This window comes from Longibacter sp. (assembly GCF_051155795.1).
Taxonomy (GTDB): domain Bacteria; phylum Bacteroidota; class Rhodothermia; order Rhodothermales; family Salinibacteraceae; genus Longibacter.
This window is the reverse complement of the sequence record NZ_DAXETW010000036.1, coordinates 1-25,140: the sequence shown is the minus strand read 5'-3', so window position 1 is coordinate 25,140 and position 25,140 is coordinate 1. Positions and strand designations below refer to the sequence as shown.

At 61.4% G+C, this 25,140-nt stretch carries 22 protein-coding genes; 3 read left to right on the top strand and 19 right to left on the bottom strand.

The annotated features are described in order from the left end of the window. Nucleotides 1–38 precede the first annotated feature (38 nt). The 6 genes from ACFCU0_RS04560 to hepA all read right to left on the bottom strand — a co-directional run bounded on the left by ACFCU0_RS04560 (nt 39) and on the right by hepA (nt 7,214). Nucleotides 39–812, bottom strand: coding sequence for a sulfotransferase domain-containing protein (locus tag ACFCU0_RS04560; protein WP_434972483.1), 774 nt, complete (start codon nt 810–812; stop codon nt 39–41). Nucleotides 813–1,048: 236 nt separating this feature from the next. Next, nucleotides 1,049–2,197, bottom strand: a complete 1,149-nt coding sequence (locus tag ACFCU0_RS04555) for a glycosyltransferase family 4 protein (RefSeq protein WP_434972482.1) — start codon at nt 2,195–2,197, stop codon at nt 1,049–1,051. A 247-nt stretch (nt 2,198–2,444) separates the two neighbouring features. Next, nucleotides 2,445–3,521 carry a sulfotransferase family protein gene (locus ACFCU0_RS04550; RefSeq protein ID WP_434972481.1) on the bottom strand — a complete coding sequence of 359 codons (1,077 nt, stop codon included), beginning with the start codon at nt 3,519–3,521 and terminating at the stop codon, nt 2,445–2,447. Beyond that, nucleotides 3,518–4,360, bottom strand: coding sequence for a glycosyltransferase family 2 protein (locus ACFCU0_RS04545; protein ID WP_434972480.1), 843 nt, complete (start codon nt 4,358–4,360; stop codon nt 3,518–3,520). The genes ACFCU0_RS04550 and ACFCU0_RS04545 overlap by 4 nt, the downstream gene beginning before the upstream one ends. A gap of 53 nt (nt 4,361–4,413) precedes the next feature. Beyond that, entirely contained in the window at nt 4,414–5,328 is a 915-nt protein-coding gene (locus ACFCU0_RS04540; protein WP_434972479.1) for a hypothetical protein, read from the bottom strand. Nucleotides 5,329–5,399: 71 nt separating this feature from the next. Then, the gene (gene hepA, locus ACFCU0_RS04535; RefSeq protein ID WP_434972478.1) at nt 5,400–7,214 is read right to left on the bottom strand and encodes a heterocyst formation ABC transporter subunit HepA; all 1,815 of its coding nucleotides are present in this window, start codon (nt 7,212–7,214) and stop codon (nt 5,400–5,402) included. A 348-nt stretch (nt 7,215–7,562) separates the two neighbouring features. On the opposite strand from hepA, the gene ACFCU0_RS04530 reads away from it, so the two are divergent. Beyond that, the gene (locus ACFCU0_RS04530) at nt 7,563–8,402 is read left to right on the top strand and encodes a DUF1206 domain-containing protein (protein WP_434972477.1); all 840 of its coding nucleotides are present in this window, start codon (nt 7,563–7,565) and stop codon (nt 8,400–8,402) included. 119 nt (nt 8,403–8,521) lie between these two features. Here ACFCU0_RS04530 and ACFCU0_RS04525 read toward each other — a convergent pair whose 3' ends face one another. The 12 genes from ACFCU0_RS04525 to ACFCU0_RS04470 form a co-directional block, all read right to left on the bottom strand. After that, nucleotides 8,522–9,196, bottom strand: a complete 675-nt coding sequence (locus ACFCU0_RS04525) for a hypothetical protein (protein ID WP_434972476.1) — start codon at nt 9,194–9,196, stop codon at nt 8,522–8,524. A gap of 141 nt (nt 9,197–9,337) precedes the next feature. Next, nucleotides 9,338–10,501, bottom strand: a complete 1,164-nt coding sequence (locus ACFCU0_RS04520; RefSeq protein WP_434972475.1) for an AI-2E family transporter — start codon at nt 10,499–10,501, stop codon at nt 9,338–9,340. A gap of 168 nt (nt 10,502–10,669) precedes the next feature. Next, a complete protein-coding gene (locus ACFCU0_RS04515; RefSeq protein WP_434972474.1) occupies nt 10,670–10,813 on the bottom strand; it encodes a lmo0937 family membrane protein in 144 nt (47 codons plus the stop codon). A gap of 164 nt (nt 10,814–10,977) precedes the next feature. After that, the gene (locus tag ACFCU0_RS04510; protein ID WP_434972473.1) at nt 10,978–11,178 is read right to left on the bottom strand and encodes a CsbD family protein; all 201 of its coding nucleotides are present in this window, start codon (nt 11,176–11,178) and stop codon (nt 10,978–10,980) included. A gap of 763 nt (nt 11,179–11,941) precedes the next feature. Continuing rightward, complete coding sequence (locus tag ACFCU0_RS04505) at nt 11,942–12,352, bottom strand: DUF6567 family protein (RefSeq protein ID WP_434972472.1); 411 nt, start codon at nt 12,350–12,352, stop codon at nt 11,942–11,944. Between the two features lie 979 nt (nt 12,353–13,331). Beyond that, on the bottom strand, nt 13,332–13,871 hold the full coding sequence (locus tag ACFCU0_RS04500) for a GNAT family N-acetyltransferase (RefSeq protein ID WP_434972471.1): 540 nt from the start codon (nt 13,869–13,871) through the stop codon (nt 13,332–13,334). A gap of 73 nt (nt 13,872–13,944) precedes the next feature. Further along, nucleotides 13,945–15,579, bottom strand: coding sequence for a potassium channel family protein (locus tag ACFCU0_RS04495; protein ID WP_434972470.1), 1,635 nt, complete (start codon nt 15,577–15,579; stop codon nt 13,945–13,947). 920 nt (nt 15,580–16,499) lie between these two features. Beyond that, entirely contained in the window at nt 16,500–16,862 is a 363-nt protein-coding gene (locus ACFCU0_RS04490) for a hypothetical protein (protein WP_434972469.1), read from the bottom strand. A 98-nt stretch (nt 16,863–16,960) separates the two neighbouring features. After that, complete coding sequence (locus ACFCU0_RS04485; protein ID WP_434972468.1) at nt 16,961–17,335, bottom strand: VOC family protein; 375 nt, start codon at nt 17,333–17,335, stop codon at nt 16,961–16,963. A 236-nt stretch (nt 17,336–17,571) separates the two neighbouring features. Then, complete coding sequence (locus ACFCU0_RS04480) at nt 17,572–18,693, bottom strand: serine hydrolase domain-containing protein (protein ID WP_434972467.1); 1,122 nt, start codon at nt 18,691–18,693, stop codon at nt 17,572–17,574. A 92-nt stretch (nt 18,694–18,785) separates the two neighbouring features. Then, nucleotides 18,786–19,715 carry a DMT family transporter gene (locus tag ACFCU0_RS04475; protein ID WP_434972466.1) on the bottom strand — a complete coding sequence of 310 codons (930 nt, stop codon included), beginning with the start codon at nt 19,713–19,715 and terminating at the stop codon, nt 18,786–18,788. A gap of 123 nt (nt 19,716–19,838) precedes the next feature. Beyond that, nucleotides 19,839–20,054, bottom strand: coding sequence for a hypothetical protein (locus ACFCU0_RS04470; protein WP_434972465.1), 216 nt, complete (start codon nt 20,052–20,054; stop codon nt 19,839–19,841). A gap of 833 nt (nt 20,055–20,887) precedes the next feature. On the opposite strand from ACFCU0_RS04470, the gene ACFCU0_RS04465 reads away from it, so the two are divergent. Further along, on the top strand, nt 20,888–21,010 hold the full coding sequence (locus ACFCU0_RS04465; RefSeq protein WP_434972464.1) for a hypothetical protein: 123 nt from the start codon (nt 20,888–20,890) through the stop codon (nt 21,008–21,010). 105 nt (nt 21,011–21,115) lie between these two features. Here ACFCU0_RS04465 and ACFCU0_RS04460 read toward each other — a convergent pair whose 3' ends face one another. Further along, nucleotides 21,116–22,204 (bottom strand): hypothetical protein, encoded by a 1,089-nt coding sequence (locus tag ACFCU0_RS04460; RefSeq protein WP_434972463.1) that lies wholly within the window; start codon nt 22,202–22,204, stop codon nt 21,116–21,118. A 467-nt stretch (nt 22,205–22,671) separates the two neighbouring features. Here ACFCU0_RS04460 and ACFCU0_RS04455 point away from each other — a divergent pair, with 467 nt between their 5' ends. Beyond that, nucleotides 22,672–24,456, top strand: a complete 1,785-nt coding sequence (locus ACFCU0_RS04455) for an SLC13 family permease (RefSeq protein ID WP_434972462.1) — start codon at nt 22,672–22,674, stop codon at nt 24,454–24,456. Nucleotides 24,457–25,140 lie beyond the last annotated feature (684 nt).

Sequence of the window (25,140 nt, the reverse complement as noted above, 5' to 3'; positions counted from 1 at the left end):
TGCCGTGAGATCCCCATCCACCACACGCCGCGTGCGACTCATGCCGTCCAAGTAGCGTCCTCCTCATAGCCGAGCTTCAAGAGGAGATCGTTGTATCGGTCCTTAAAGGCGCTCACATGCTCGTCCGTGAAGTGGTTTTTCCAGTCACCAGGAACGCCTTTCCGAAAGTGGCTGGTGACATCCTCTTCGCCTTTTTCGCGTCCACCGCTCAGCCGTTCGAAGCTCTTTTCTTCTAGAATGGTTTGAAGGGTTTCAATTGGCAGCGTTGGCCAGGAGTCGACACGCGGCGCCTCCTGCGTGGACGGCAGAACGTGCCGCCCCCGGTACAGCCACCGGTTGACCGCCATTGCAATCGATTTCGTCGTTCGATCCATCCCGTACGTCTGGGAACGGTCAAGCATATTCATGAAGGCAAAGATGTCCCTAAAGCCGGACTCCGGGCTCGGACTCAGCGCTTCGAGATGTACCTCCATAACATCGCGTCGATCGTAATCCCACGTGTACATGTCGTCGAACGTAGGCTCACTAAACACCATCTCCCGCATCAAACCCTCTTCTTTCGACATGGACTGCAGCCGGTATCGATGCTCCACGAGTTTGGGCCAGTTTTCCGTCGGATGCGAATGAAGGTGCGAGAAGTAGGCCGACACGAGGACGTCGCGCGGATCCCGCACCACGTGGAATGCCCGCATCGGTGGTAGATCGCGAACGTGGTCGACATTGGCGTTCGTGTACGCCAGCACGTCGACATCTCGTTCTCTCACGAAGTGCCCGAGATCATCGTGGTCATCGAAGTCCGCAGGTCCGTGCACGATCTCGAGATGCTGCCCTAGGCGAAAGCTGGCCTCCATTAGAATCTCCGTGATCCAAGAGGTGGCGCACTTATGGTGTCCAAAAAAGACGCACACCGGCGGATCGGCGGATCGATGGGGTGGGGATGAGGCAGATGCTGATGCTGCTGCGGGAGGGGTGGCGGAGTCGGCGTCCATCGGGGGCTTCTTATCTTCGGGCGACGCAAAGGATGGAGAATGCGGACGTTCGTCGTACGTCAGCCGGTGAACGGCACCTCGGTCAGTGAGCGAGCCGTTTGCTCGGAGCGTTCCCTGTCGTACACCGGAGGTAGCAGCGACGCAGTCGCCGGAGGGCGACTTTCGCGTAGCCGGAGCAGACGGTCAATCACTGGATCGACGTCCCCCGTCGGGACGACGTATCCGTTTTCTCCTTCGACCACATACTCCTTCATCCCGGTATCCTCCGTGACGATGACAGGCACGCCGCAGGCCAATGCCTCCACCGGCGCGTATCCGAAGCCGTCCTCATACGTCGGATGCAGGAATACGTCCGCCCGGTGATACGCGGGCAGCGGATCGCCCGGCGCCAGATGAATACGCGGGTCGCCAAGCCGATCCTGCATGTAGGATCGCATGCGTCGGGTGGTCCAGTTGCCGACAAGAATGAGTTCGCGATCATCCACTGGGAGACGCTCGAATGCGTCGAGGAGCAGCGGAATCCCTTTCGTCGCCTCCATGCGTCCGACGTACACGATACGGAAGGTGTCGTCGTGCGGTCGATCGGTCGGCGGCTTGAATCGGGGGTGAACGTGCAGGTAGTGCCGCCGCAGGCGATCACCGGGCACACCGGCGTTCAGGAAGGACCGTCGGACGTACTCGGAGTGTACGTAAATGGTATCCGCAACCTGGTATTCACGGGCCGTCTTCCGCTGCTGTGCAGCATTGAGCCAGCTATCCCCGAGACCGTGATGTTCGTTGGCGAGGCGGTGCCGCTCCCGTACGTTGTCGACATGACTGTTGGCCGCGACGAGCTCGAGGTGGACGGCATCCTGTTCCTTCACGGCCCTGAACGTCCGGAGAGCCTTCCCCACAAACCCCATGAACCGGTCCATTCGGCGGTTCGCGGAACACTGCACTTCGACCAGGCGGCGGGCCATATGGCGATCGAAGAGTTCATTGGTCAGAAAGCTGCGCCAACCCGGGCTGTATCGGACCGGCGTATACGCGATCAGCCAGTTGTGCCACCGCCGGTCTTCGAGCCGGACACCCGCATCGTCGCCAGACCTGACTGCCGGCGCGTAGTATCGCAGCAGGCGATCGTCCGCACGCGACATTTCAACGAGCTGTGCGAAATGCTGCCCCACGCCGCCCTGGCCGTACGACGAGTTGCAGGCAATTACGCGCATGAAGGGGAAAACCTGTTGTTAGGGGTTTCAGAACATTGGAGCGGACGAAAGGCACCGCGTCCGTCACCGCCCTACAGGGTTGGATGACGAAGCAGGATGTGATGCATCCTTTTTCGTCCTTTCGATGGTAGATCTGGATGATGCACGGCCGCTCCTCCCGCACACGCACTCAGGGCGCCTCAACGATCGGGCGCTGAAACGGTACGACCGGGTCTTCACCGGTTTCGGCCTCAATCACATACCGGAACTACCCCGAAGAGGACGTGGACAGCGCAAGGGAATCCGTGAGCCGCTCCCGCGTGCGAGCAAGCAGCCGGTGCTTGACCGTGTAATGCGGCACGTCGCGGTGCCGAAAGCACTGGTACCGCCAGTAGAGCTGCCTGACTAGAACACCGGCGTGGTGCAGCGGAGCAAGCGTCTCCCCCACCCGCTCGTACGCGTGTTCCTCCATGATGGGACGGCAAATCGCTTCAACCACGGCGACCTGCCGGCCCGACAGCGCGTCGGTCCACGCGTCCACACGCTCGTCCGTGATGGCATGCGTCGCCTGCGTGTTGTAGTCGTCTTTCGCGTCGTCTTTCATGTAGCGTCCGGCCTCTCGATGAAAGTGCAACATGCGGGCGCTGTACGGTTCGTCGAGAAAGGCGCATAGGGAGCGGACTTCCGACTCGGGCCGCCGGACAAGATCCTCGTATCGGAGCCTCGTTCGCTGAGCTTCAGGCACGGCCTCTCGCAGGTGCGCGCGCCCTCGGATATCGTACTTGCGGCGACTCAGCGCATTAAACACCGCATCGTTCGAGAAGAACGAGACGCGTTGCATCGATGCGACGCCGGCGCGTGGATCCCGGACGATGTACACGAAGCGAGCGTCCGGAAACATATCAACAAGGACATCGGCGTAGAAGAGATTCCCCGGCGTCTTCTCCCCCCAACGGTCGGCGTCGTGTCGTCGCGCCCAGGCCCGGAGTGCACACCGGAAGGGACGACGCAGGTCTCGGGGACCGTCGAGGATGTGGTCGCGCAGGGCTCGCAGGTTAACGCCGCTCAGAACCTCCTTCCGGTTCTCGAGGAAACGGTCCACGAAGAGGGCGTACGCGGCCCGGCTAAGCCCCGGTGCCCGCCACGCATCGATGGGAACGTCTGCAATGGAGGCGTCGAGATAGATGAACTCATCGGGAATGCCAATCCGCGGATGTGCATTCAGGATCAGGCGGAGGAGCGTGGTCCCGGAGCGATTCGCGCCGACAATGAAAATCGGGGACTCCACAGTCCGGTAGGGATTCGTGTTTCGGAAGAACGTCGCACTCAACAGCAGGGGCATCATGAGCGCACGAATACGTCATCGCCGCGGTCCAAGTACTCCAGGCCGTGCTCCGCGAGCGAGATCTCGATCATTTCTTTCTCCTCCCCGTAGCGGGCGTCCGCATACCGGGCATTTCGGCCGGGAAGGTGATACACGCCGAAGGCGTCGGAAAAGGCGACGTTCAACCCCGCCTTCTTGCAGCGGTAGAAAAACTCCCAGTGTTCCCCCGTCGGGCTCAAGTCCGGGTGCCACCCGCCCACCACATCGCGAATCAAGCGGGTGCGAGCAATGAAGAAGTTTAGCGTGAAGTCGCACCGGTACGGTGCCTGTCCCTCCCGGGGACGCGGGCGAATCGCAACCCCCCCGTCGATCTCGACGAGGTTCGCCGCCCGCGCCGACACCGTCCACGTGTTTTCGTACCACTCGATCGCTTCCTGCACCCGCCGAGGCAGAAGCGTCGTCGCGTACTCTTTCTCCTTTTCGAGAAGATAGCCGCCGAGGAGGTCGAGGTCCGAGGCAATCAGTTCCCGGTACGCCGTGCCAATATCGGTCTCCTCGCCATACACGAAGTCGTCATCGTGAATCACGAAGTAGTCCGTTTGCACGCGGCGAAGTAGCTCGTTGCGCCCGGCGGAAACCCCGATTTTGTGAGGCAACACGACGTATTCGTCCACGACATCAGAGAAGGCATCAAGGGTGCGATCCCGGGACGGAGACCGGCTATCGTCGGCGACAACAACGGGGCACCGATCGTAGTCGTGCGCCCGGATCGATGCGAGGAGGCGCGCCAGACAGTCCGGACGCTCGAACGTTTTGATGATGAGGGATACGTCGGTGAGGGGATCAGCGTCGTGCTCCATGAGTCGGGCGTCTACGAGCAATTCGAAAGGGAATCGCCGAGAGCTGGGGCCGGTCAGGTCGTCCCACCGATCGGTTCGCGTCCGAGCACTGAGCGAAGGGTCGACACGGCTTTCCAGGACCGGCTCCCCTCGATGGCGCGAAGGCGAGCCTTCATCGGTTTGGCGTTACGAACGAGGCGGTAGTTGTCCGCCATGCGTTGGACCGCACCCGGCTCGTACCGCGGCTCGGACGGCGTCCACGTACATCCGAGGGCGCGTGCCTGCCGTTCGGCATAGCTGTCCCGGGGCGGTGCGATCGACGGCTGAAAGCCTGCGAGTCTGAGGATGCTGTTCCAGAAGTGCACGAACGGAGAGGAGTTAGCGCCCACCTTCTTCTCAATCTCCTGGCGGCGATCCGGCACATAGAGCGACGGAGCCTCCTGCCACGGGACCGGGTACGCGTACCGTACCGGTGCTGCCACGTCCATGCGGCCGTGCTCGCGAAGCACCTTCGTGACAAGGGCCGGGCCGGCCTCTCCCCACGTCACATCGCCTCCCATCTCCCCGGCACGCTCCATGCAGTCCCGCATCACCGTGCTGCCTGCGGGAAACTTCAGAATCGCATTGCAAATCGATCCGTCGGTCTCCCACCCCGCGAACACGTCGACCTCGGGGACGGCCTCGCCGGTGTACAGAATATCGGCATCGACCCACCACCCGCCGCGTTCGTAGAGAAGACGGTACCGAAACAGATTCGAAAATGCGGCGACGTTGCCCTGACCGATCCCCTTCTCGTAGAAAAATACGTCGTCCTCGTCGTAGAGCTCGGACGCGTCTCGCCGGACGACTCCGTCCGGCACGGTAAGGTCGGGATCGAACGTGTAGACCTCGATCGAAGCACCTCGCTCGACGAAGGACGTGAGACACAGCGTTTCACGGGGGCCGAGCTCGGATCCGTACCAGAATGTCTGAAAAACCGGGTCGGACATGGTGACCGAATGGTTTCTGTACGATCAGACGAACCTCCGGGACGGGCGGCGAACCCCGGCGCCGAGTGCGACTATGCGACCTCGTACTCATACTGCGTTCGGTGGTAGTCCCAGAGCTGCCCTTCGTGGTCAAGCAACTCGTCGTAGGTTCCCTCCTCGACGATGCGTCCGTCTTCCAGCACAACGACCTGGTCGGCGTTTTCGATCGTAGAAAGCCGGTGAGCGATTGCAATCACGGTCCGCCCGCGCATGAGCGCCTCCAGCGACTCCTGAACCCGTTGCTCCGAGATGCTGTCGAGATCGCTTGTTGCCTCGTCGAGGATCAGTATCTCTGGGTCTTGCAGGAGCGCCCGTGCAATCGCCAGTCGCTGGCGCTGCCCGCCCGAGACGCGCACGCCCTGTTCGCCCAGCACGGTATCGAACCCCTCGCTCATCTCTTCGATGAACGCGTATGCATTTGCCCGTCGGGCCGCGGCACGAACATCTTCCTCCGTCGCCTCCGGGGCGCCGTACGCGATGTTGTCTCGTGCCGTCGTGTTGAAGATGTGCGTCTTCTGACTCACGATGGCAATCTGCTGACGAAGCGTCGTCACGTCGAACCTGCGCAGGTCCGTCCCGTCGTAGAGGATGCGACCCTCCGTAGGATCGAAGAAGCGGGGGATCAGATCGACAAGCGTCGATTTCCCCGCACCCGACGCGCCCACAAGCGCGGTCGTGGCGCCCTGCTCGAACCGGACGTTTATATCCTTCAGGACGGGAGCATTTTCCTCGTAGGCGAAGGAGACGTCGTTGTAGATAATCGCATCCCTGAGCGGGGCGGCTGGTTGCTTCCCGTTTTGCAGATGCGGCTTCTCATCGGGACGGATCAGGTCGGCCACGTTGGATAAGGCCGCACTGTTCTTCGCCCAGGTACCGCGCTGGCTGTTGATCGCGTGTATGTTCGGCATCATCCGAAAGAGCGCGAACAGGAAGGTCAGCAGGAAGGCCATGCTGAGCACGCCCTCAAGGACGAAGTGCTGGACGGCGACGACGACCAGCAACACGAGCACCGTGCTGACCACGGCCTGAGAGAGCGGCTGGATGAGGCGACTCTGCTTGTTGGTGCGGATTACGGCGTCCGCCGACGCTTCCGCCGCGGCGTGCAGTTTCGCTCGTTCCGCATCGCGCATGGTGTAGGCCGTCACCGTTCGAATGCCCGTAATGAACTCAGCGATTCGATCCGTAAAGCTCGCGTTCGTGCGCGTGATCTCTTCCCCTCGCGCCCGGATCCGCCGGAGCAGCAGCGTGAGCGCCCCGGACAGAACCGCGAACGCAGCGATAGCGATCAGGGACAGCGTCCACGAAATCCAGAACATGAGGGCGAGGTACATGAGCATCAGCGCCCCTTTGGTAACGAATCCGAAGAGGGCCGTTAGCGCTCCGGCCGTCCGCGACACCTCATTCGTGACGGTATTCATGACGTTGCCCGTGCGCGTCGTCGCATAGTAACTGAGTGCCACACGGGCAAGCCGATCCGTCACCCGTCGGCGGAGGTCTTCGACAATCCGCGCCCGGCTGATTGTAGTGTAAACCGACGAAAGGTAGCTGAGTGTGGACCGGCACCACGTGGCGACGAGAATCAGCGCACAGATGCGGTACATGCGCTCGACGTTGCTCCGCCCGGCCCCGAGGAGCGCCGTGTCAACCCACTCCACGCCCGTCTGAAACGACGCGGTATCGTCCGTGATCGTCTGCAGAAACGGCACAAGCATGCCAATGCTCGCGCCCTCGAACACGGCCGCTCCGATCGAGACACCGACCGTCAGCGTGATGGGGACCCAGTGTTTGCGAAAACTGGGGAAGAGCGTTTTCCCATCACGGGATAAGATCCGGGAGGAAAGCGGCATGAAGGGGGCGGGCGGAGAATACGGGCCTGGGAAGATAAGAAAACCGCTCGCCGTCTGGCTTCACGGTCCGACCCCTATGATTTCGATCCCGGCACGAGTACGGTACCGTCTTTGGATGATCCCCGACCCCAGTTCTGGTGGGGCCTTCACGTCGGTTGTCCGAGCGGAGGCCGGGACCGAACGGCTTACATCGGCGGTTGGACGCGAGGAGCGCCCGCTGCATACCGCTGTATCAGATGTAATAAGCAGGTGTGTCCCCCCCGGATTCCGGATTTCGCCCCACACATCTCCCCCCATCTCCTGTATGGCTCGTACGCCATTCTCGGAATAGCACACGGGTACAACAAGATGAGCGTCCGACGAACAACACATCGAAGCGCCGGCAACCTGTCCTCCGGCGGCTGGACCGAAACGCTGGGACGGATTGGGTACATGGCGAAGGGCGTTGTGTACGCGATCGTCGGCGTCTTGACCGCCCAACTCGCGGTCGGGGTCGGCGGCTCCACAACGGGCAGCACGGGGGCAATTCGAGAGATCGGGGCGGCGCCGCTCGGTCAGATCGGCCTGGCCTTGACGGCGATCGGACTCGTGTGCTATGGCACATGGCGCTTCATCCTTGCAACCATGGACCCTAAGCGAGAAGGGACAGACCCCGAAGGGCTCGTCAAGCGAATCGGCTACGTCGTCAGCGGCGTCGTCAACCTTATTCTGGGACTGTTCGCCGGACAACTTCTGATCGGAACCGGGTCGGGAGGTGGCTCCAGCAAGACCGGTATGACTGCTGAGCTGATGAACCAACCCTACGGGCTGTGGCTGGTCGGGATCACCGGATGCATCGTGGTCGGAGTTGGCATCTACCACTTCTACCGCGCTGTGAATGCCACGTTCATGCGCAATTACAGCGTCGGAGACATGGATGCCGACACCCGCCGGCTCGCCAGACGCATCGGTCAGTGGGGACTCACGGCCCGCGGCGTCGTCTTCGCCATCATCGGCATTTTCCTCGTGCGGGCCGCCCTGCAGCGAGATCCCAGCGAAACAAAAGGCCTCGGTGGTGCCCTGGACGTTCTTGCGAGCCAGGCGTACGGTCCATGGCTAATGGGCTTCGTCGCGGTCGGGCTGATCGCGTACGCCGTCTACTGCTTCTCGTACGTTCGGTATCGCCGATTCGCCGAGCCGGCCGGATAGCATCCGCTCTCCGTTTGTGCCGTACCAGGGAGAGCTATGACAACAAAGCGATAGGCGGAGATCATCGTTCGATCTCCGCCTATCGGTATGTCGGGCGGCCCCGAAAATGATAATGCAGCTTATGTCGCTGGCGGCAAGTCGTCTCCTCCGCCACCGAGAGGCACATTGGCGAATGCACGACGAGCGCGCCGTCCGACCGACCGCGTTTCCACTCCATCGCTTACGGCACCGATGGCGCCGCCGAGGAGCGGGAGACTGCGCGATCCGTGGTTGGCGCGTCGCACCGTCTGGTACCCGAGGCGAAACGCCTGCTCTCCGAGGAAGCGGATCCCGCGCTCCCCCAGCTTCGTGGTGAATCGTTCGATGAGGCCGAGTGCCTCGTCGTCCGAGTCGTCCGCGTCACGCACCGAACCCTGCGTATCGGATGAAGACGGTACAGTGGCGTCGGTGTTGTCCTGCACCTCAACATCTACGTCATCCCTCGATGCCAATACACAGCGGATCGCTTCCCTGCGAACTGTTTCATCACGGGGATGGTGATCACACAGCGCTGCAAGCGTCGCGCACATATTAAACTGGATGAGCAGGACGCCCGCTATGTTCGATGGGACCGTCACCGGCATCGTGACGTAGCCCGGCAGTCCCATTACGAAACCCGTCGCGCCACTGAGGACGATCGCGCGTCGAATCGCACGGTTTTCTGCCGTGTCTCTATCCATGGTCTGCCTGAGCCGGCGCGCCTCATCTGCCGGCGTGCCGACAACCGGCAGGCCTTCGACAGACTGATCATACAACGTTCTGAGCACTCGTAGATACATGATGGATTTCCGTGTTGGAAAAAAGGATGATGCCGTGCGTGACCGTCGATTCCTCACACGAAGCAACGGGCGTCCACGTGCCGTGACCGCAACCGGCGGACGGGACCGGGTGGAGCGTCACCGCCCCATCAGTATCGCGATCGGCCGGAGCGGCTTGATGCTGCTGCAGAAGATTTTCATGGTCGCCATCAGGGGAACGGCCAGCAGGCCCCCGGCGATGCCCCAGACCCACGTCCAGAACGTCAGGCCGATGAAGATCACGATGGGGTTGAGCCGTAGCTGCCATCCCATGAGAGCGGGCGTCACAAGGCTGCCCTCGATCCCGTTGATCAGGAGGTAAACGACCGGAACGAGCAGAGCGTAGCTGACCGCTTCAAAGCTGACCAGAGCGACGATCGTCACGATGACCAGGTTGACGAGGGGACCGAGATATGGAATAAAGTTCAGCAGGCCGCCCATCGCCCCCCAGAGTACCGGGTTCGGCATACCCAGGAGGTACATGGCTGCGGTCAGGGCAACGCCAAGACCCACGTTGATCAGCATGAGCGTTGCCAGATAATGCGTCAGATGATCTTCCGTGCGTCGAATGATGCGAACGGCGTTGCGTCGATGCCGGAATCGAGGCAGCACCGCGACGACTTTGCGCAAGAAAAGGTCGCCGCTTGCGAGCAAGAAAAAGAGCAGGAACAGCATGATGAGAAGGCCGGACACGAATTCCTGCGTCTGATTCATCAACATCTCGCTGGCAGACGACTCCTGCACCTTGACCGTCCGCGTGGCTCCTTCCCCTTCGACCTCCGTGGCCTGGTTCACCTCCTCTGCGGCCTTCTGCATCTTGTCCAACGGCTCGGTCAGCCCCCGAAGCTTGTACTCCGCCACCTGAAGGTCCCTGGGTGCCGACTCGACCCACTCCATCGCCGGTCCCGACAAATAGTATGCGCCGCCCCCGATGATGCCCGCAAAGCCGAGTAGAACAAGCGCGGCCGCCGCCGGAGTCGGTAAACCGATCTTTCCGATCCATCGCACAAGTGGCGACAGGAGCCGATCGAGCAAGTGCGCGACGATAATCGGGATGATGAACGCGGCGGCGGCGTCCAATGCAAAGACCAGAGCCAGAACGAAAAGACCGATCACGGCCGTCTGGACCGCGCCGAGAGAGTCTTTTACGGTTCTTCCGAGAGAAACAATGTCTGGAGGCGATGACGCATCGGTCTTCGTGCTGGCCTGCGCCTCGACGGGTGCAGAATTCGCGGGCTCCGAGGATTCGTCGGTGGAAGACATGTACGCGTGTTAATGTACGGTGACCACGAGAAGGAGGCGCAGTCCCTGTGGTCTCGGTCGGGTCTCCAACCATCCACAGGCGACTGCGCCCGGTATTTCAATTCAAGATGCATGGGAGCCCGCGCACCGACCGTTCCCCGGTCGCCCTGCACGCTTTCCCGGTTCGGCCTACACGCCTCTTCCCCGCGCCAGGTTGACGATCAGCACGATGAGTGCAATCACCAGGAGGATATGAATCAAATTCCCGCCGACGCCCCCGATGAAACCGAAGAGCCAGAGGATTAACAGGATGAGGAGAATGGTCACTAACATATCGGTGGTGCGCTTTATGAAAGATCCGTCGTCGTGGAGGGCCGCAAGCTACTGCTGTTCAGGGCGGACCCGGCCCGCGAACGCGTGACGTGGATCACCGCCGCATACGATGGACCGCATACGATGGACGGCGACCTGTGCCCGCTCGCGGGTCCGGACACCGTCTACTTCGCCATCTTATCGAGCTTACGCCGAACGTCCGCTCGTGCCTCGCCGGTTTTTTCCTGAATGTGCCCGGCCAGTTGATCGAGCTTCCCCTCGTACCTGTCGAGGTCGTCGTCGGAGAGAACGCCCCAGGCCTCCTTCAGCTTTCCCTTGAACTGCTTCCAACTGCCTTCGGCTTGCTGCTCGTGTGGTCCTGTCATTGCGTCGAGCCTCTTTGTGAGTGGTCGTGCGCGTGCTTGCACAGAATGAATGCGCGCAAAGAACGGGGAACTGTGGTCGCGGCGGGTCGCGATGCGACCGATCCGCCCGTTTGTTCTTCTCCGTGCACAGGGCGACAGGAATGATCGTTTCTTTCACAGCCGCAATGGCTGTTACATATTGGTGAATGTAAATAATATTTTTACGTAACGAACCGCTAATTATATGTGTATTTTATAGTAGGGGAGATGATGTGGACATTGTCAATGATTCCAGGCAAGAAGGCTCTCAAGCCCATACGAATAGACGCTAACGCCTTTTGGACGCAGAGAGACTTGAAGACCTGCCAGTATAGCAAACGCAACCACATAGTTCCGCCTGCCGATCGATACGCCAGTTCGGCTATTTTCTAACACACGCGGGATGCGCTCGGAGAGGAAATATGCAGGCCGATATTGCGCCCCCATAACGAGGAATACAGTAACACTTATAGATTCCGTTCTTCTATTCTCTTCCTTACATTAATATATATTTATATAAAACCCACATACCTCTGCCATCTGGGGACGACCGTCCGGATGACTGGACAGACTGGGGCAAGTTTCTCGTCAGACAATGACGAAGATGAACCCTACAACTCACGCCCCACGCACCTGCGGTGCGCTAAGCGGGGCCTCAGAAGCACGATCACACGCAACTAGATCGTCAGCGGAGGCGACGACGGGAGTACGTGCGCAACCGGTCTGCCTCCGCCCGACCGGCTGGCTATTCAAATGTAACTACGTCGGCGCGGATCGAGATCTTCGGCTGCGTGAACACGATCAGGTTCAGTGCATCGGCGTCGTACCGAACGTTGACGAGCGCCAGTTGACGGCCCTCCGTCGAACCGTGCTCCGCTTCGAAGTTTGCCCACAGGTCTTCGAACGCGGCGCGGTACAGAAGGGGATCGCCGCCGACGCGCGCCAGAGCCAGCGTCTGCGTGGCCGGCCCCCATCCCGCACTCACACCCAGGATGTATGACGCTGTGGCCTCGCCGGACACGTTCGTCGCGACGAGGCTGTAGTTGGCCTCGCTGAGTTCGACGTTCGTCAAGTGAGCGGACTGAAAGGACCCGGCTGAGACGCACCCGGTCAGAAAAAGAGACGCAACCACAAGCAGCCAGATCGAATATCGCATAGCCGAAGTCGTCGAATGAACGGAATTTCCCCGACCGGCGGACGCTTCCGTAGAGCACCGTGCCGCGACCGGTAACCGCTACGTAGGCTATAAAGACACCCGAATGCCGAAATGGGCTTCTTAAACTGTTCGGATGTAAGAAAACACGCCAGTCAGGGTAAGCCCGGTCGGCACGATCACTTCTTTGCATCGCTCACCGCTCCGGCTTCGCTCACAGCAAGGTGTCGTGGATCCGATCGCGGTTGCGTACGCGTCGCTCTCCGTGGCGTCCGTCGGGCCCCACGTATCGCGGTTCGTATTCAACGGGTGGATTGAATTGTTGGCGCGCGCCATCGATCGTCAAGACCTAGACCGCACTCCGGGGCTCGGGACACGAACGTCCGATTCCAGCCGCGAACATGTACATCCATGCTCTCTGATGGGAGCAGAAGGCAGAGTACGGGCACCATCCCTCTCAACGTGACACTCTCGATCGTCATTCAGGTGGATGATTAGGTGCTCCGCGCCGTTTCACCCCGTTCCCGAGTCCGAGGATGATCGCGGTTCGCCGACGCGCTCCAGGAATTGGGCAATGTCCTGAAGAGCTCGTTACGTGTTTTCCTGTGCATCCGCGATCCGCTGAAGCGCACGGACGAGGAACACAACCGCGGCAATCGCGGCGCCGAACACGCCCAGATACAGCAAAAGCGCGGCGATTCCGAGAATGCCGATACCGGGACCGATCGTAGATACTCAAGGGTGGAGTTGAAGGACAGAACGGCGCTCTTGGGCGTGCTGCCGGGACATAGATGCCTGCTTACATGCACGTCTCCAAGTAAAGCTTATCAAGCGGAATCTCGGCCGGATCGGCTCTTGGATGCCGAGGTCGCCGAACGCGGGCGAAGCACGGCCGCCATGGCGATCGACTCTTTCACGTTGCTTCCGCAGGACGTCTGCTTCCGATGTGCAGGTCCCGTCTTCTTTGACGGTGTCAGGTTTCCTACCAGTATACCGGGTCGTTGAAGGCGTCGACACACCTTGCAGGACGGCTCAGCGACGGAAGATCGTCGCTCGTCAATGACTGAGCCAACCAGCCTTCCGGCTGGGAGAGCACCAGCGGTGGTGGCAGCGTGTCCGGCGACGCCGGCTGAAACCCCACCTTGGCGTAGAAAGAGGGATCTCCGTACGTTACGACGACAGCAATTCCCCGCTCCTTCAGTGCCTGAAGACCGGCTGTAATCAGCCGTTGCCCGACGCCCTCACCCTGTCGGTCGGGATGAACGGCCACGGGGGAGAGCATGAATACGTCCACATCCTCCGGGTATTGAAGACGCGAAAACAGAATCGCCCCGACGATAACATCCTGACCCGCTGCGACGAACCCGAGAACGTCGTCCGCGGGGAGGGTGGCGGTAAGGTTCTGGACCAGCGTGCCGATCCGACGGCCCTCCGCCGCCCCTTCCGAGGCAGAAAATACGGAGCGGAACAGGTGCTCGATCGCGGTCGCCTCATGCGGGCGGTGCGCCCTCACGTGAATCATCGGGGATCGGACGGATAGGTGGATGGATCGTACTGGATCATCGCAGAGATTGGACGCGCAGGATGGGACTCGGTTATCCGAGATAAGAGGTTTCAAACCGCCGGATGTTTTCCGTCATCCCGGCGATGATCAGGGCGTCGTCCTTTTCGATTTCGAACGATGCGGGGTCGATATCCACGTGTGTCTCTTCCCCCCGCTGCACGGCGAGCACGACGACGCCCGTTTCGCCCTTCACGTCGGCCGCGTCGAGCGTCGTACCGGCAAGACGTCCTGCCGGCAGGCGAACGATCTCGACCTGCTGCTCGAAGGACAGTACTTCCTCATCCTCGAGGACCGTCGATGCCAGCATTCGGCCGCTCACCGTGGCAAGCGACTGGACGTAGTTGGCCCCCGCACGGTACAGCTTGTGCTCGTCGGACTCCTTGTTCGCGCGAACGATGATATAGAGGTCCGGGTTGAGGTCGCGCATGACGAGCGTTGCGAGGATCGCCGTCGTGTCGTCATCGACCGTGAGAATGGCCGCCGAAGCTTCGCGCACGCCTGCCCGCTTGAGGGCATCCGGGTCCCGCACGTCGCCGACCACGTCGACCGCGTCGGATGCATCGCGATCGAGGACGGTGAGGGACGTGTTTGTCCCCTCCAACACAGAGGCCGCTGCCTTCCCCGCCCGGCCGTACCCGGCAAGCAGCACCGCCCGGGGCGCCGCGTAGCCGAGCGTCGCGGCCGCCTCCTCCTGCAGCGCCTGAATCCGCGCGGAGGGCCCGGCTACCAAAAGACGTACGCCGGCGTCAAGGGTATACGCATCTGGAAGCGGGCTCGTGAACTCTCCATCCTGCCATGCCCCGATCACGTCCGTCCCGTGCCCGCCCTGATTCCGTAGATCGCGGACCGACTTGCCGTACAGCTCGCCGTCGGGTTCGACTTTCAGCTCCACGAGTTCGATCGCGTCCCCGATCGGCACACCCTCGGCGATGGTGGTTCGCATCACGGAGGGAACCTGTCGCGCCAGGCTCTCGCCGACGAGTTGGCGCGGCGAAAGCACCTGATCGGCCCCGGCGAGGCGATGGTACGTCGCCAGCGCGGGATCTTCGACGAGGGTCACGACACGAATGTCTGTATCCAGCTCGCGGACGGACAGTGCGATGCTTGCGTTTACGTCGTCCTCTGCGTCGGCCACGACGGCAATGGCTTCGGCGATGTTTGCTTTTTCCAACACGTCGACAGACTCCGGGTCCCCGACGACGACCTCGTAGCCGGCGTCGTACAGCGTCCGGGCCACGTCCCGATCCTGTTCGATAATCACATACGGCTGGTTACGAGCCGTGAGTTCGGAGATGAACGCGTCGCCCCGAGCCGTGTGCGTGCAGAGGATGATGTGTCCCGAGGTGTCGGTCGACGTGGGCGGGTGCGACCGCACGACCTCCCGGAAGAGCGGCACGAGGAATACGGGGACGGCCAGAAAGACGAAGAGGACCCCCGTCAGATTCATCGCCAGCACCATCGCGTTCAGCGCGATACTCTGCCACGGGGCATGCCCGCCGAACCCGGCCGTCGTGATCGCCTCAACCACGACCTGCAAGGCCTGAACGTACGAAATCGACTCGGCCTCGAAAACAGCCATGCCCCACTGGTACACCACGGCGTACAGCAGAATGACTGCCGACACGGTGCTCATGGCATAGAGAAGCCGTCGCGTCCAGATGTTCATCGAGCGTCGGAGAAGGGTCTTTGTGAGTACGGAGCGTCGCTACAAGCGATGCACAACCGCAAGCCAGCGGCGGCGAGTCGGTCGTGGCGTGCCGCATCTACCCTTAGAATAGGAGTTTGCGGCCCGACAAGAAAGGCGCGACAACCGGAGTGCCAGCGACCAACACCGCCATGACATGACGGCGGCAGTGGACACGCTGGTCCTGCTTCGATCGAAAACGCCACTCTGTCGCACGGGATCTCTCCGGCCTACTTCGACGCCCCCACACCGAATCGACGGGCACGCCGCTCCAGGACGATGGTCGACCGGGGCAAAACCGCGACGATGACGATGGACACGGCAACGAATCGGTGCTCGGGAAGCAGGTACCAGACGGCAAGGATCAGGCCCGCACGCGTGACGACATGAAAGAGGCCGACTTAGTACTGGGTGAGCCCCGAATACGGCACCCACATCATGCCGCTCAAGATCCTGGCGAAAGGGGAAGCCGCGTGATGCCGACCTGTGCGAACGGAATGGCGATCGCGAAAACGAGGAGCGCCATACCGACGGAGAGCAAGAACTGCTGGTCGAATAACCCGCTTTCGGCGGCGTCTCCAATCAGATTTTCTCCCGTGAATCACGCGACACCTGCATGTATCCGGGGGCTCCCGGCTCGAAGTCATGCTCCACGTCTACTCCGAACCCCATAAATGCCCGTAGAAGCGCTTCGGCCGGTCGACGTCCGTGAAGCGGAGAATCAGAATCCCGGCAAGGTCGAACAGACTTATCGTTCCGGAAAGACGAGACGGCTAAATAGAAAAGGAGCCCGGTCAGCTCCTCTCGGAAATAGATGATGACTCGGCCGGTGGGGTCATGGGTCCATCATGCCGCCCGGCCGCTGCGTTCGCTGTAAAGCGCGACATACGGACTCAGGCGCCTCAGGGGAGCGAGACCTCGAACGAGCCTTCGCGGTCTCTCGTCTTCCAGCGCACCCAGACGTACGTGCTGGACTCGTCGTAGAAGTAAACGTTCGTCAGCGGGACCTCTCGTGTCTTGCCCGGCTCGATGGCAGGCCAGGATCTGTAGTCGCCGAACGCGACATCGAAAAACGGACCCTGCGGACCGGCGATCGTGAAGAAGTGAGCGATCTGGCCAGTTTCGTTTTCTATCACTAAAACAGGCGGATCCGCATCTCCAACCACCTGTCCGTCTTCCGAGCCGAAGAGAGAGCACGAAGTAAGTACTACGGCGACGAGGAAAGCAAGTGCGGCCGTGCGACCGACTGATTTGCATCGTGTCATGGTGCGCCTGCAGCAATGGAGAGGATGGCCCTCTGGGTGGAATGGCTCTCTGGGTGGGCCCGCATCTATGACGAATACACGTGGTTCGATCGGGCTAACTACTCGTCGATCGATTGTGCAAAGTGAATGAGCACGCCGGACGGGTCCCATACATAGGTCACGATGGCTCCATACGGTTCCTTCTTCGGCGATTGGATCTTCGCTTGAGCATAGTCGTCTGCTTCGATTACGTTACGGGCGTGCTCATACCAGGCCGCAGCATCGTCCACAGTAACGTAGAGCATCCAGTTTTGCGCCCATTCGTCGACGTAGAAGTCCTGCAAGAGAATCCGGGCGTCGGCGACTTCGAGTTCCGCCAGCCCGTCCGCTTTCCAGTTGAGCCTCCACCCAAGCGCGGTGTAGAACCGGAGGGACGTCGCAAAGTCTAACGCCGGGACAAAGGGTTTTGCGTCGAATACGTTCGGAACCGTCATGACCGAAAAGGATGGTCTTCGTCTGGGTGGGGCGCATCGCGCGTTCCGATACTCGGGCGGAGAGAGTACGTTATTCCAGGAGTCAGTTCCCCATGACGCGACACGTGTCGGAGACGGCACGGTCACGCGTTCGCGTTGCTTCCACGGCTTGAATGGTGTACGGGAGAATCTGACGACAACGACTACACCAGCCCGAATCATTATGGGGCCTGGCCCCTGTGTCTCCACGGCTCGATTTACAGAAATTGGGCCGCAATCTCGCTGGCGATGGCGTTCGGTTGCGCGCCGGACAAGTTGGTTAGAACAATGACCGTCAGATCAACCTGCGGATAATAGACCAGCGTCGAGTGTCCGCCGCCGGAATGCCACTTGCGCGGCCGTTCGTGATCCGAGTCCACGACCCAGCCTATGCCATAGCCGACGGTGCCGTCGCCCCACCCCGCCATTCCTCCCTCCTCGTGTCGGACCGGTGTCCACATGGCGCGTTGGGCAGACGGCGAGAGCAACCTTTCGGTTCGAAGCTCGGTCATCAGGCGAGCGAGATCTGTCGTCGTACTAAAGATGCCCATCGCGGTCGGAATATAGTAGTCGTACGAGGTCGACCATTCGTGGGCGATTAGCGATCCGTTCTCCAGGTCGTAGCCTGTCGTCACCCGCGACGAGTCCGGCGGGGCTTCATGCAGAAAATACGTGCTCTGCATGTTCGCAGGCTCCAGGATGCGTTCGTGCACGAAGCGTTCCCACGACTGATCGGTGATCTCCTCAGCGACCCGGCGAATGACCTCCCCGCCCATCTGGCTGTACCTCCATACCGTTCCGGGCTCCTCGATGAGCGAGTCCTTCTTCGCTCGTTCCCAGGCCGTCGCCCGACTGCCTCCGGGAAAGTTGCCGTTCTCATCCAGCAGCGGTGGCAGGCCCGAGGTGTGCGAGACAACCTGTCGAACAGTCACGCCACTCCAGGCCTGCGGCAGGGACGGAAGGTGCTGGTGAATGGAGTCATCCAGCGCGAGTCGGCCCTCATCGACCAGAATCATCAGGCCGATGCCCGTGATGATCTTCGTCACGGACGCGAGCTGGTAAATCGAATGATTCGATGCCGGCTGCATCGAAACGAGGTTGGTGATGCCCGATGCGGACTGGTGCACCATGCGCCCGTTCTGTGCCACGGCGACGGAAAGGCCGGGGATCGGCTTGGCAGACATATGGGCCTCGACGATGCGCTCCACAGCGCTCGCACTGGTGGGAGCATCGGTGCGGTCAGAGCCGGTTTCTCCGAAGGTCTGCGCACGCGATGGATGAAGAACGAACAGAAGACCGGCGATGAGAAGGCTGGAGATCACTCGCGTAGAAACGGACATGCTGGATCGGAGCTTATGTACCTGAAGACCTGGTACACGGGAGACGTGTCACGTCGCCCCTTTGTTATGCCATCCTTGAGTTCTGCGGAGGTCTATCCGGAAGGCGGGACCTTTGCCGCATCGGACCGGGTCTTTTCCACACGCGACTGCATGCTCAGCGCCGTGACCGTCACCAGGATGAGTCCCATCCCGACGACCTGCACGCCGTTGAGGGTCTCGCTCAGGATCAAGACGCCGAAGAGCGCGGCCGTGACGGGTTCGATCATCGCCACGACGGACGCCACCGCCGGCTTCGTACCGGTTAGCCCGATGATGTACAGAGCGAATGAGAGGCCCGCCCCCAGGACGCCCAGCGCAACGAAGAGTGGCCACTGCTGCGTGCTCAGAACGTCGAAGATCTGACCCGTATCACTCGGCACCGCGAGTGTAAGGGCGAGAACGGTGAATGCGATCGTGAGAATGGCCTGTGGACTTCCGTGAGGAGCGGCGTACGAGAAGCCGAAAATGAACACGGTGTACGACAGTCCGGCAAGGAGTCCGGCTCCCACGCCGACCAGCGTGAGTCCATCGGCGCCGATGTCATAAATTTGAGTGAGCAATACGATCCCGGCCATGACGACTGCGATCGCGAGCGCCTTCCACAGGGTGGGCTCTTCGAGCCCGAACACAAACGAAAGCAGGTACACGAACACGGGAGCCGAGTACATCAGTGTGGCCGCGATCGCGACGCTGCCTTCCGCGATGCTCACGAAGTAAAACGAGAAGTTGCCGGCCACACCCAGTCCTGCGACGACCGACCAGAGCCAGAGCCGCCGGCTGCCGAGGCCGCTTTCACCCGGACGCAGAGCCAGCCAGATCAGCACGCAGCCCAGCCCGATGGCGCCGCGGGAAAGCGACACGACGAAGGGATCCCATCCGTCGGCCAGTAAGACCCCGCCAATCCCACCCGAAATGCCCCAGAAGAGCGCCGCCAGCACGACATAGAGAGCCTTCACGTTGAAGTGCCGGGTAGATCGTTGCATCGAAAAGGATGGAGTAGACGGCCGAGGGTTCATACGTGATCAAGCACGATCAACGTATCGAAGACCCACGGGAAAGACTGTGGCAGAGCTGTAAATGCCCCGGACAGCGCACGGTCCCGCCACCTACTGCCGGTGATCTGCCGCCTTTTCCCCGTGGTCCGAATGCGATCTGCGGCGACGATCGAAAACCGTCAGAAGCCCGGCCGCGATGGCAGCAATCGACACGATGCGGAAGGACTCGGACGCGAGATCGAACGAGCCCCCGAGCGCGACGCCGATCAATTCGTAGATCATGACGCCAAGAAGGAATCCGACGAACATCTTCAAAAAGTATCGCATGAATCCACGAGGTCTGGGTTAATAACCGGCCGAGGTCACCATGCGGAGGTGACAGAGCCGGGCAGGCGGGCGGCGTCAAGCTATCGTACCCGGTAGCTTCTACGCATACGCCGCTGGATTAATCGACAGGCGCCTTCATCCCGTCCGGCCACATCCGACAGCGCATCGAGATTTGATCCGACCGTAAGCACAATTCTGGAGGCTCTCCAAGATAACATCGCGAAGACAGAAGACACGAGGCGATCCGACCGTGAATGGCACAACCCAGTAGAGCGAGGGGGCGATCTGCCCTCCCGCCCACGGGCCTGTCGGGGTATCATGGTTGTAAGGGCGAGGTGAATGGCCTATTCGGGACGGCGGGCTCGACGAAGCGGGATCGACGCCGGTCTGCAACGCGCTCCGCGGTGCCTATTGGTAACCGATCGCCGAACGAGGAGAGTAAAATAGATGATTTACATTGACGGTATAGAGTGTCATTTGCGATTATATATTAAGCGCGTTGCGTACATTCTGCTTGGTGTCCTCATCTTTATCTTTTTATGTTCACCGATAAGATTCGGTGGTCGGTTCCGTTTCCGGCCTCTCCTTCTGTGATCGATATGTTGCGACCCGTCGACACGTTCTGCATCCTCACCCTTGCCGTATTTTCCGCTCCTCTCTTTCTCGTCGGCTGTGATACTACGGTCTAACCCGAGCCGGACGCCACCGGCATTACGGTCATTGAAGCGCCGCCGGGCCACGTGACCATTCGACTCTGGAGCGTCGGTTCTTTCAAGGTCGGGCGCCTCACTTCCTCGGTGGAGGACAGGGCAATGAAAGCAAACATCCCCGCGGTGCCGCCCCCTACCTCGTATGCGTGCCACCTGAGCCAGTACCGCGCGGACGATCCCGGCGGGGCGGGCTACTACGTTCAGACGCTGTATTTGCAGTTCCCCGATCCGGTTGTCGAAGTGTAAGCTTCCCCGAAATTCGCCCGGTCGGAAATGGAAAACATCCTTATGTTGAGCAGACTCGCACCAACCGGAACATCACCTCGACACTCCGGCCAGCGAATTCGTGGGTTAGAAGACGATCTGGCCCTGAAGCTTGAAGAGATGGCCGATGTCGCTATCCGAGGTTTGCCGGACCAGGTATGATGCGGTGATGCGAAGGTCGCGGTAGTCTCGACCCATGGCGGCGGCAGGACTGAAACTCGCTCCGAACGTGCCGTACATCTCGCCCCGCTCGTCCACATCTTGCCAGAACCGGTCGCCCCGCACGAAGACCTCGCCGTGGCCGAACGCGCGGATCGCACCGAACACGCCCGTGCCCACCGACTGCTGACGAAACCCGTCCACGGCCTCGTACTGGGTAGCAACTGCCTCGACTTTGACGCGGACCGGCTGGCTTCCGGGGCGTTCTCCATAGTATAGGTGCGTTCCTGCGCTCAGGTAGCCGCGACGCGCATCGCCGACAACGGTGCGCTCGTTCCCCCGGGCGTTTCCACTTGCGAATCCGCCGAACGAGAGCCCCGTCGGCCCACCGTGGTGAACGGACGCGCTTACCGCCAGCGCCGTATCGTCGGTCCCTCGCGTGACCGAAGACGCCGATCCACTCTCGCGAAAGTTGTCCGTGTCACGAGAAAAGCCGCCAGTCCCGTTGTGGAGCGTGACCTGCACCTCCGTCCGGCCCAGGTCGGCGGTCAGATCCAGCGAAATGTCGCGTCCGGACGACCCGAGCGTCCCGGCCGCCCATCGCTCATCGGTAGGCGACCGGTCTACGGCATCGATCCGCGTGTACGAGGTCGGAATGAAACCGCGCGCCTGCGCCGGGGGGAGGCGTCCTGCGCGTACCTGGACGGTCTCACTGACATCGTAGAAGGCAAACAGGTCGACGCTCCGGAGATCGCCCGGCGTCGTGTCCACGTCGTACTCCATGCCGACACGGTCGAGGAGCGTCAGGCGAAACTGAAGCCGCGCGCGGCGGAGGCCGAGGCCGAGTCGTTCGGTGTCATCTGCCCCCTCAACGCCGAATCCAACCCGCGGCTGGATGCCGCCCGTCAACGTGAGCGTAGCGTCCTCGGCGAGATTTAGCGGTGTCTGCGCCGCCGCGGGTGTAAGCAGAAAGGCCAGGGTCAGAGCAAGGATAAAGGAAATCCGGGGACCGATCACGAGTGCGAGTGAAATGACATGAATGGACGGTGGGGCGTGTCGCCGGAGACCCGGACGAAGGGCGTCCCGGGGGGATCGGGGCGGACATGCAATGCGGCGGACCGGCTTGTGCCGGGCCGGGTCGCGGCTAACCTACGAATGCCTCGGCTTTTGTGCACGCGGTGCAGCTGGCGAGACGGCGGCTACGCACTGCGCCTCATTGCATTCACTGCCCTCACGCGTTTCGCGTTCGCAGGCTGGATGTCTCGATGCCCCCCGTCTATTCGACCGCCTTTGGTTCTACGACGCGGTTTACGGAATGAGGGATGCGCCCAAGGAATGAATGTGGTAACGAATCACCGAACGAGTTTCATCTCGACGCGGTTGACGGCTATACTTTACTTCACCCACCCCTTTCTGACGGCGCTCCTGTGCTCGATCCTGCGCGCCGGTGGGATTCGTTTCCCCGTTTCGAAAACCCTCAGCCTGTGGATCCGCAGCTCCTTATTGTTCTGTCCATCCTCACCCTCGTCGTCGTACTGATCATCACGGAGGTGGTCCGCATCGACGTGGTCGCGCTCCTGGCGATGCTTTCGCTGGTATGGACGGGCAGCATCACTGCAGAACAGGCGCGCTCGGGCTTTGCCAGCAATGCCGTCCTGGCCATCATCGGGGTGATGATCATGGGGCGCGGCCTCTACAAGTCGGGCATCACCGAAACCATCGCCCAGTTCATCCTTCGCGTGGCCGGACATGGGAGGCGACGGATCATCTCGACGGTATCCGTCACCGTCGGGCTCCTATCCGCATTTATCCAGAACATCGGGGCGGCAGCGCTCTTCCTCCCCGTAATGATGGGCATCTCGAAGCGAGAAGGAATCTCCATCTCGAGCCTGCTGATGCCGATGGGCTTCGCAGCCCTGCTCGGCGGCACCCTCACGATGGTCGGCACCAGTTCGCTCATCGTCCTCAACGACCTCCTCAGCGCCCGGGGCGTGGAGACGTTCGGCCTGTTCGCCGTTACCCCGATCGGCATCGTGCTCCTGCTTATCGGCATCGGTTACTTCTTCGTTTTCGGTACCACGGTGCTGCCGGACGAATCGGCGGCCCAGGCGGACACGTCGCCGGGACAGAAGCTGCTCAACATCTGGGGGTTGTCCGATTCGATCTTTACGTTTCGCGTGCCGAAGGACAGCCCCCTCGTGGGACAGTCGGTCGAAGAATCGAAAATGGGCGCCACCTACAGCGTGAACCTGCTCCGGGTGTTCGACGCGGACACCGCCGACTACGACATCTGGAAAGACTACAACTTCGAAGCCGGCCAGCACCTCATCGTACAGGGACACGAAGACGACGTGTGGCGCTTCGCCGACGTGAACGGACTGGAGTTGCTCCAGGCCGACGAGAAATCGGTCCCCGAGGGGCGGGACGGCTACCTCGAAGTGGTCATCCCCGCCCGTTCCAGCCTCGTCGGAAAAACGATTCGCGAGGTGCCGCTGCGCGAGCAGTACAACGCCCAGGTCGTCCTCTTCTTCAGCAACAGCGAGGTGGTCGAAGGCGACCTGGCCGACCGGGTAATCCGGGCGGGCGATACGCTCGTGCTTCAGGGCCGGTGGAAAAGCCTGCAGTTCTTTAAGGAGAGCGAAGACTTCATCACGGTAACGCCCTTCGAGTATGAGCCGAAGCAGCCGGAGAAAGCGTGGATGGCCGTCGGCAGCTTTATCGGCGCCATCCTCATCGTACTGACGCTGGGCCTGCCGATCTCGATCGGATTTCTGACGGGCGCCGTCGCGATGGTCCTCGGCGGCGTCTTGACCATCGAGGACGCCTATCGCGCGATCGAGTGGAAGGTCATCTTCCTGATCGCGGGGCTCATCCCGATCGGCCTCGCGATGGAAAGCTCCGGCGCGGCCGCATTCATTGCCGAAACACTCGTTACATGGATTGAGGGCGTTCCCGCCTTCGGCATCCTGTTCATCCTCGGCGTCTTGATGACGCTCTTCTCCCTCATCATGTCGAACGTGGCGGCCACCGTGCTCATGGTCCCGCTCGTCCTGGAAATGGTCGGGATCGGTGGACTCAGCGCCCAGGCACTGGTTCTCCAGGTCGGGCTCTGCGCGGCGAACTCGTTCATCCTGCCCACCCACCACGTCAACGCGCTTCTCATGACGCCGGGCGGGTACCGCGTGGCCGACTACCTGAAGGCCGGGAGCATCCTCTCGCTCCTCTTCGTGACCGTCTCCACGACGGTGCTCTACTTTTTCTACGGGTAAGAGAGCCGAGCCCCGCGACGAGGCGGAAGCTCACGTCCGAAGCGCCCCGACTCCGGCAAGCGCACCGGCGACCAGCCATCCGACGAGCCCGATGGCGAGGAAGACCTCCCCGTTGGGATACCCCAAGACGAGCATCCCACTGCCCATGACCGCGGGGATTCCGAATCCGGCACCGACCAGGACACCGCCGCGGCGTCGCCTCGTCGACAAAGCGGAGTCCCGGGTATGCCTCCGACCACCGTCGGGGCCAGACGGCCGCTACCGGCTCTCCTTCCACCTCCGCGAGCACGCCGAGGTCACCGTCTCGGCTCATCCATCCGACGACATACCGGGCCAGGTCGGGCTCATGAACGATTTCCGGTGGAGAGGCGTCCGCGCCCGGCGAGACGTGGAACGCATGATAGAGCGCCGTCCACAGGAACGCTTCGTCACCGGGCGTGATCGTGCGGATGTGCGCTTCCATGACGTGATACGCACCGACCGATGGTTCCTCTCTGTGTGTCCCGGTCCCCCGTTTACGTCCGTCCCCCCGCGGTCTGGAACACACGTCGAAGCCGGGGTCTACTACCCGGGCGAAGCCGCACGGCAGTAACGGTCGTTGCCTCAACCACGATGTCGGCCCATGGCGGATAACTCGGGGAGGGAAATGACCACGCCAGTGGGAGCCGTCCTACCGGGTTCGCT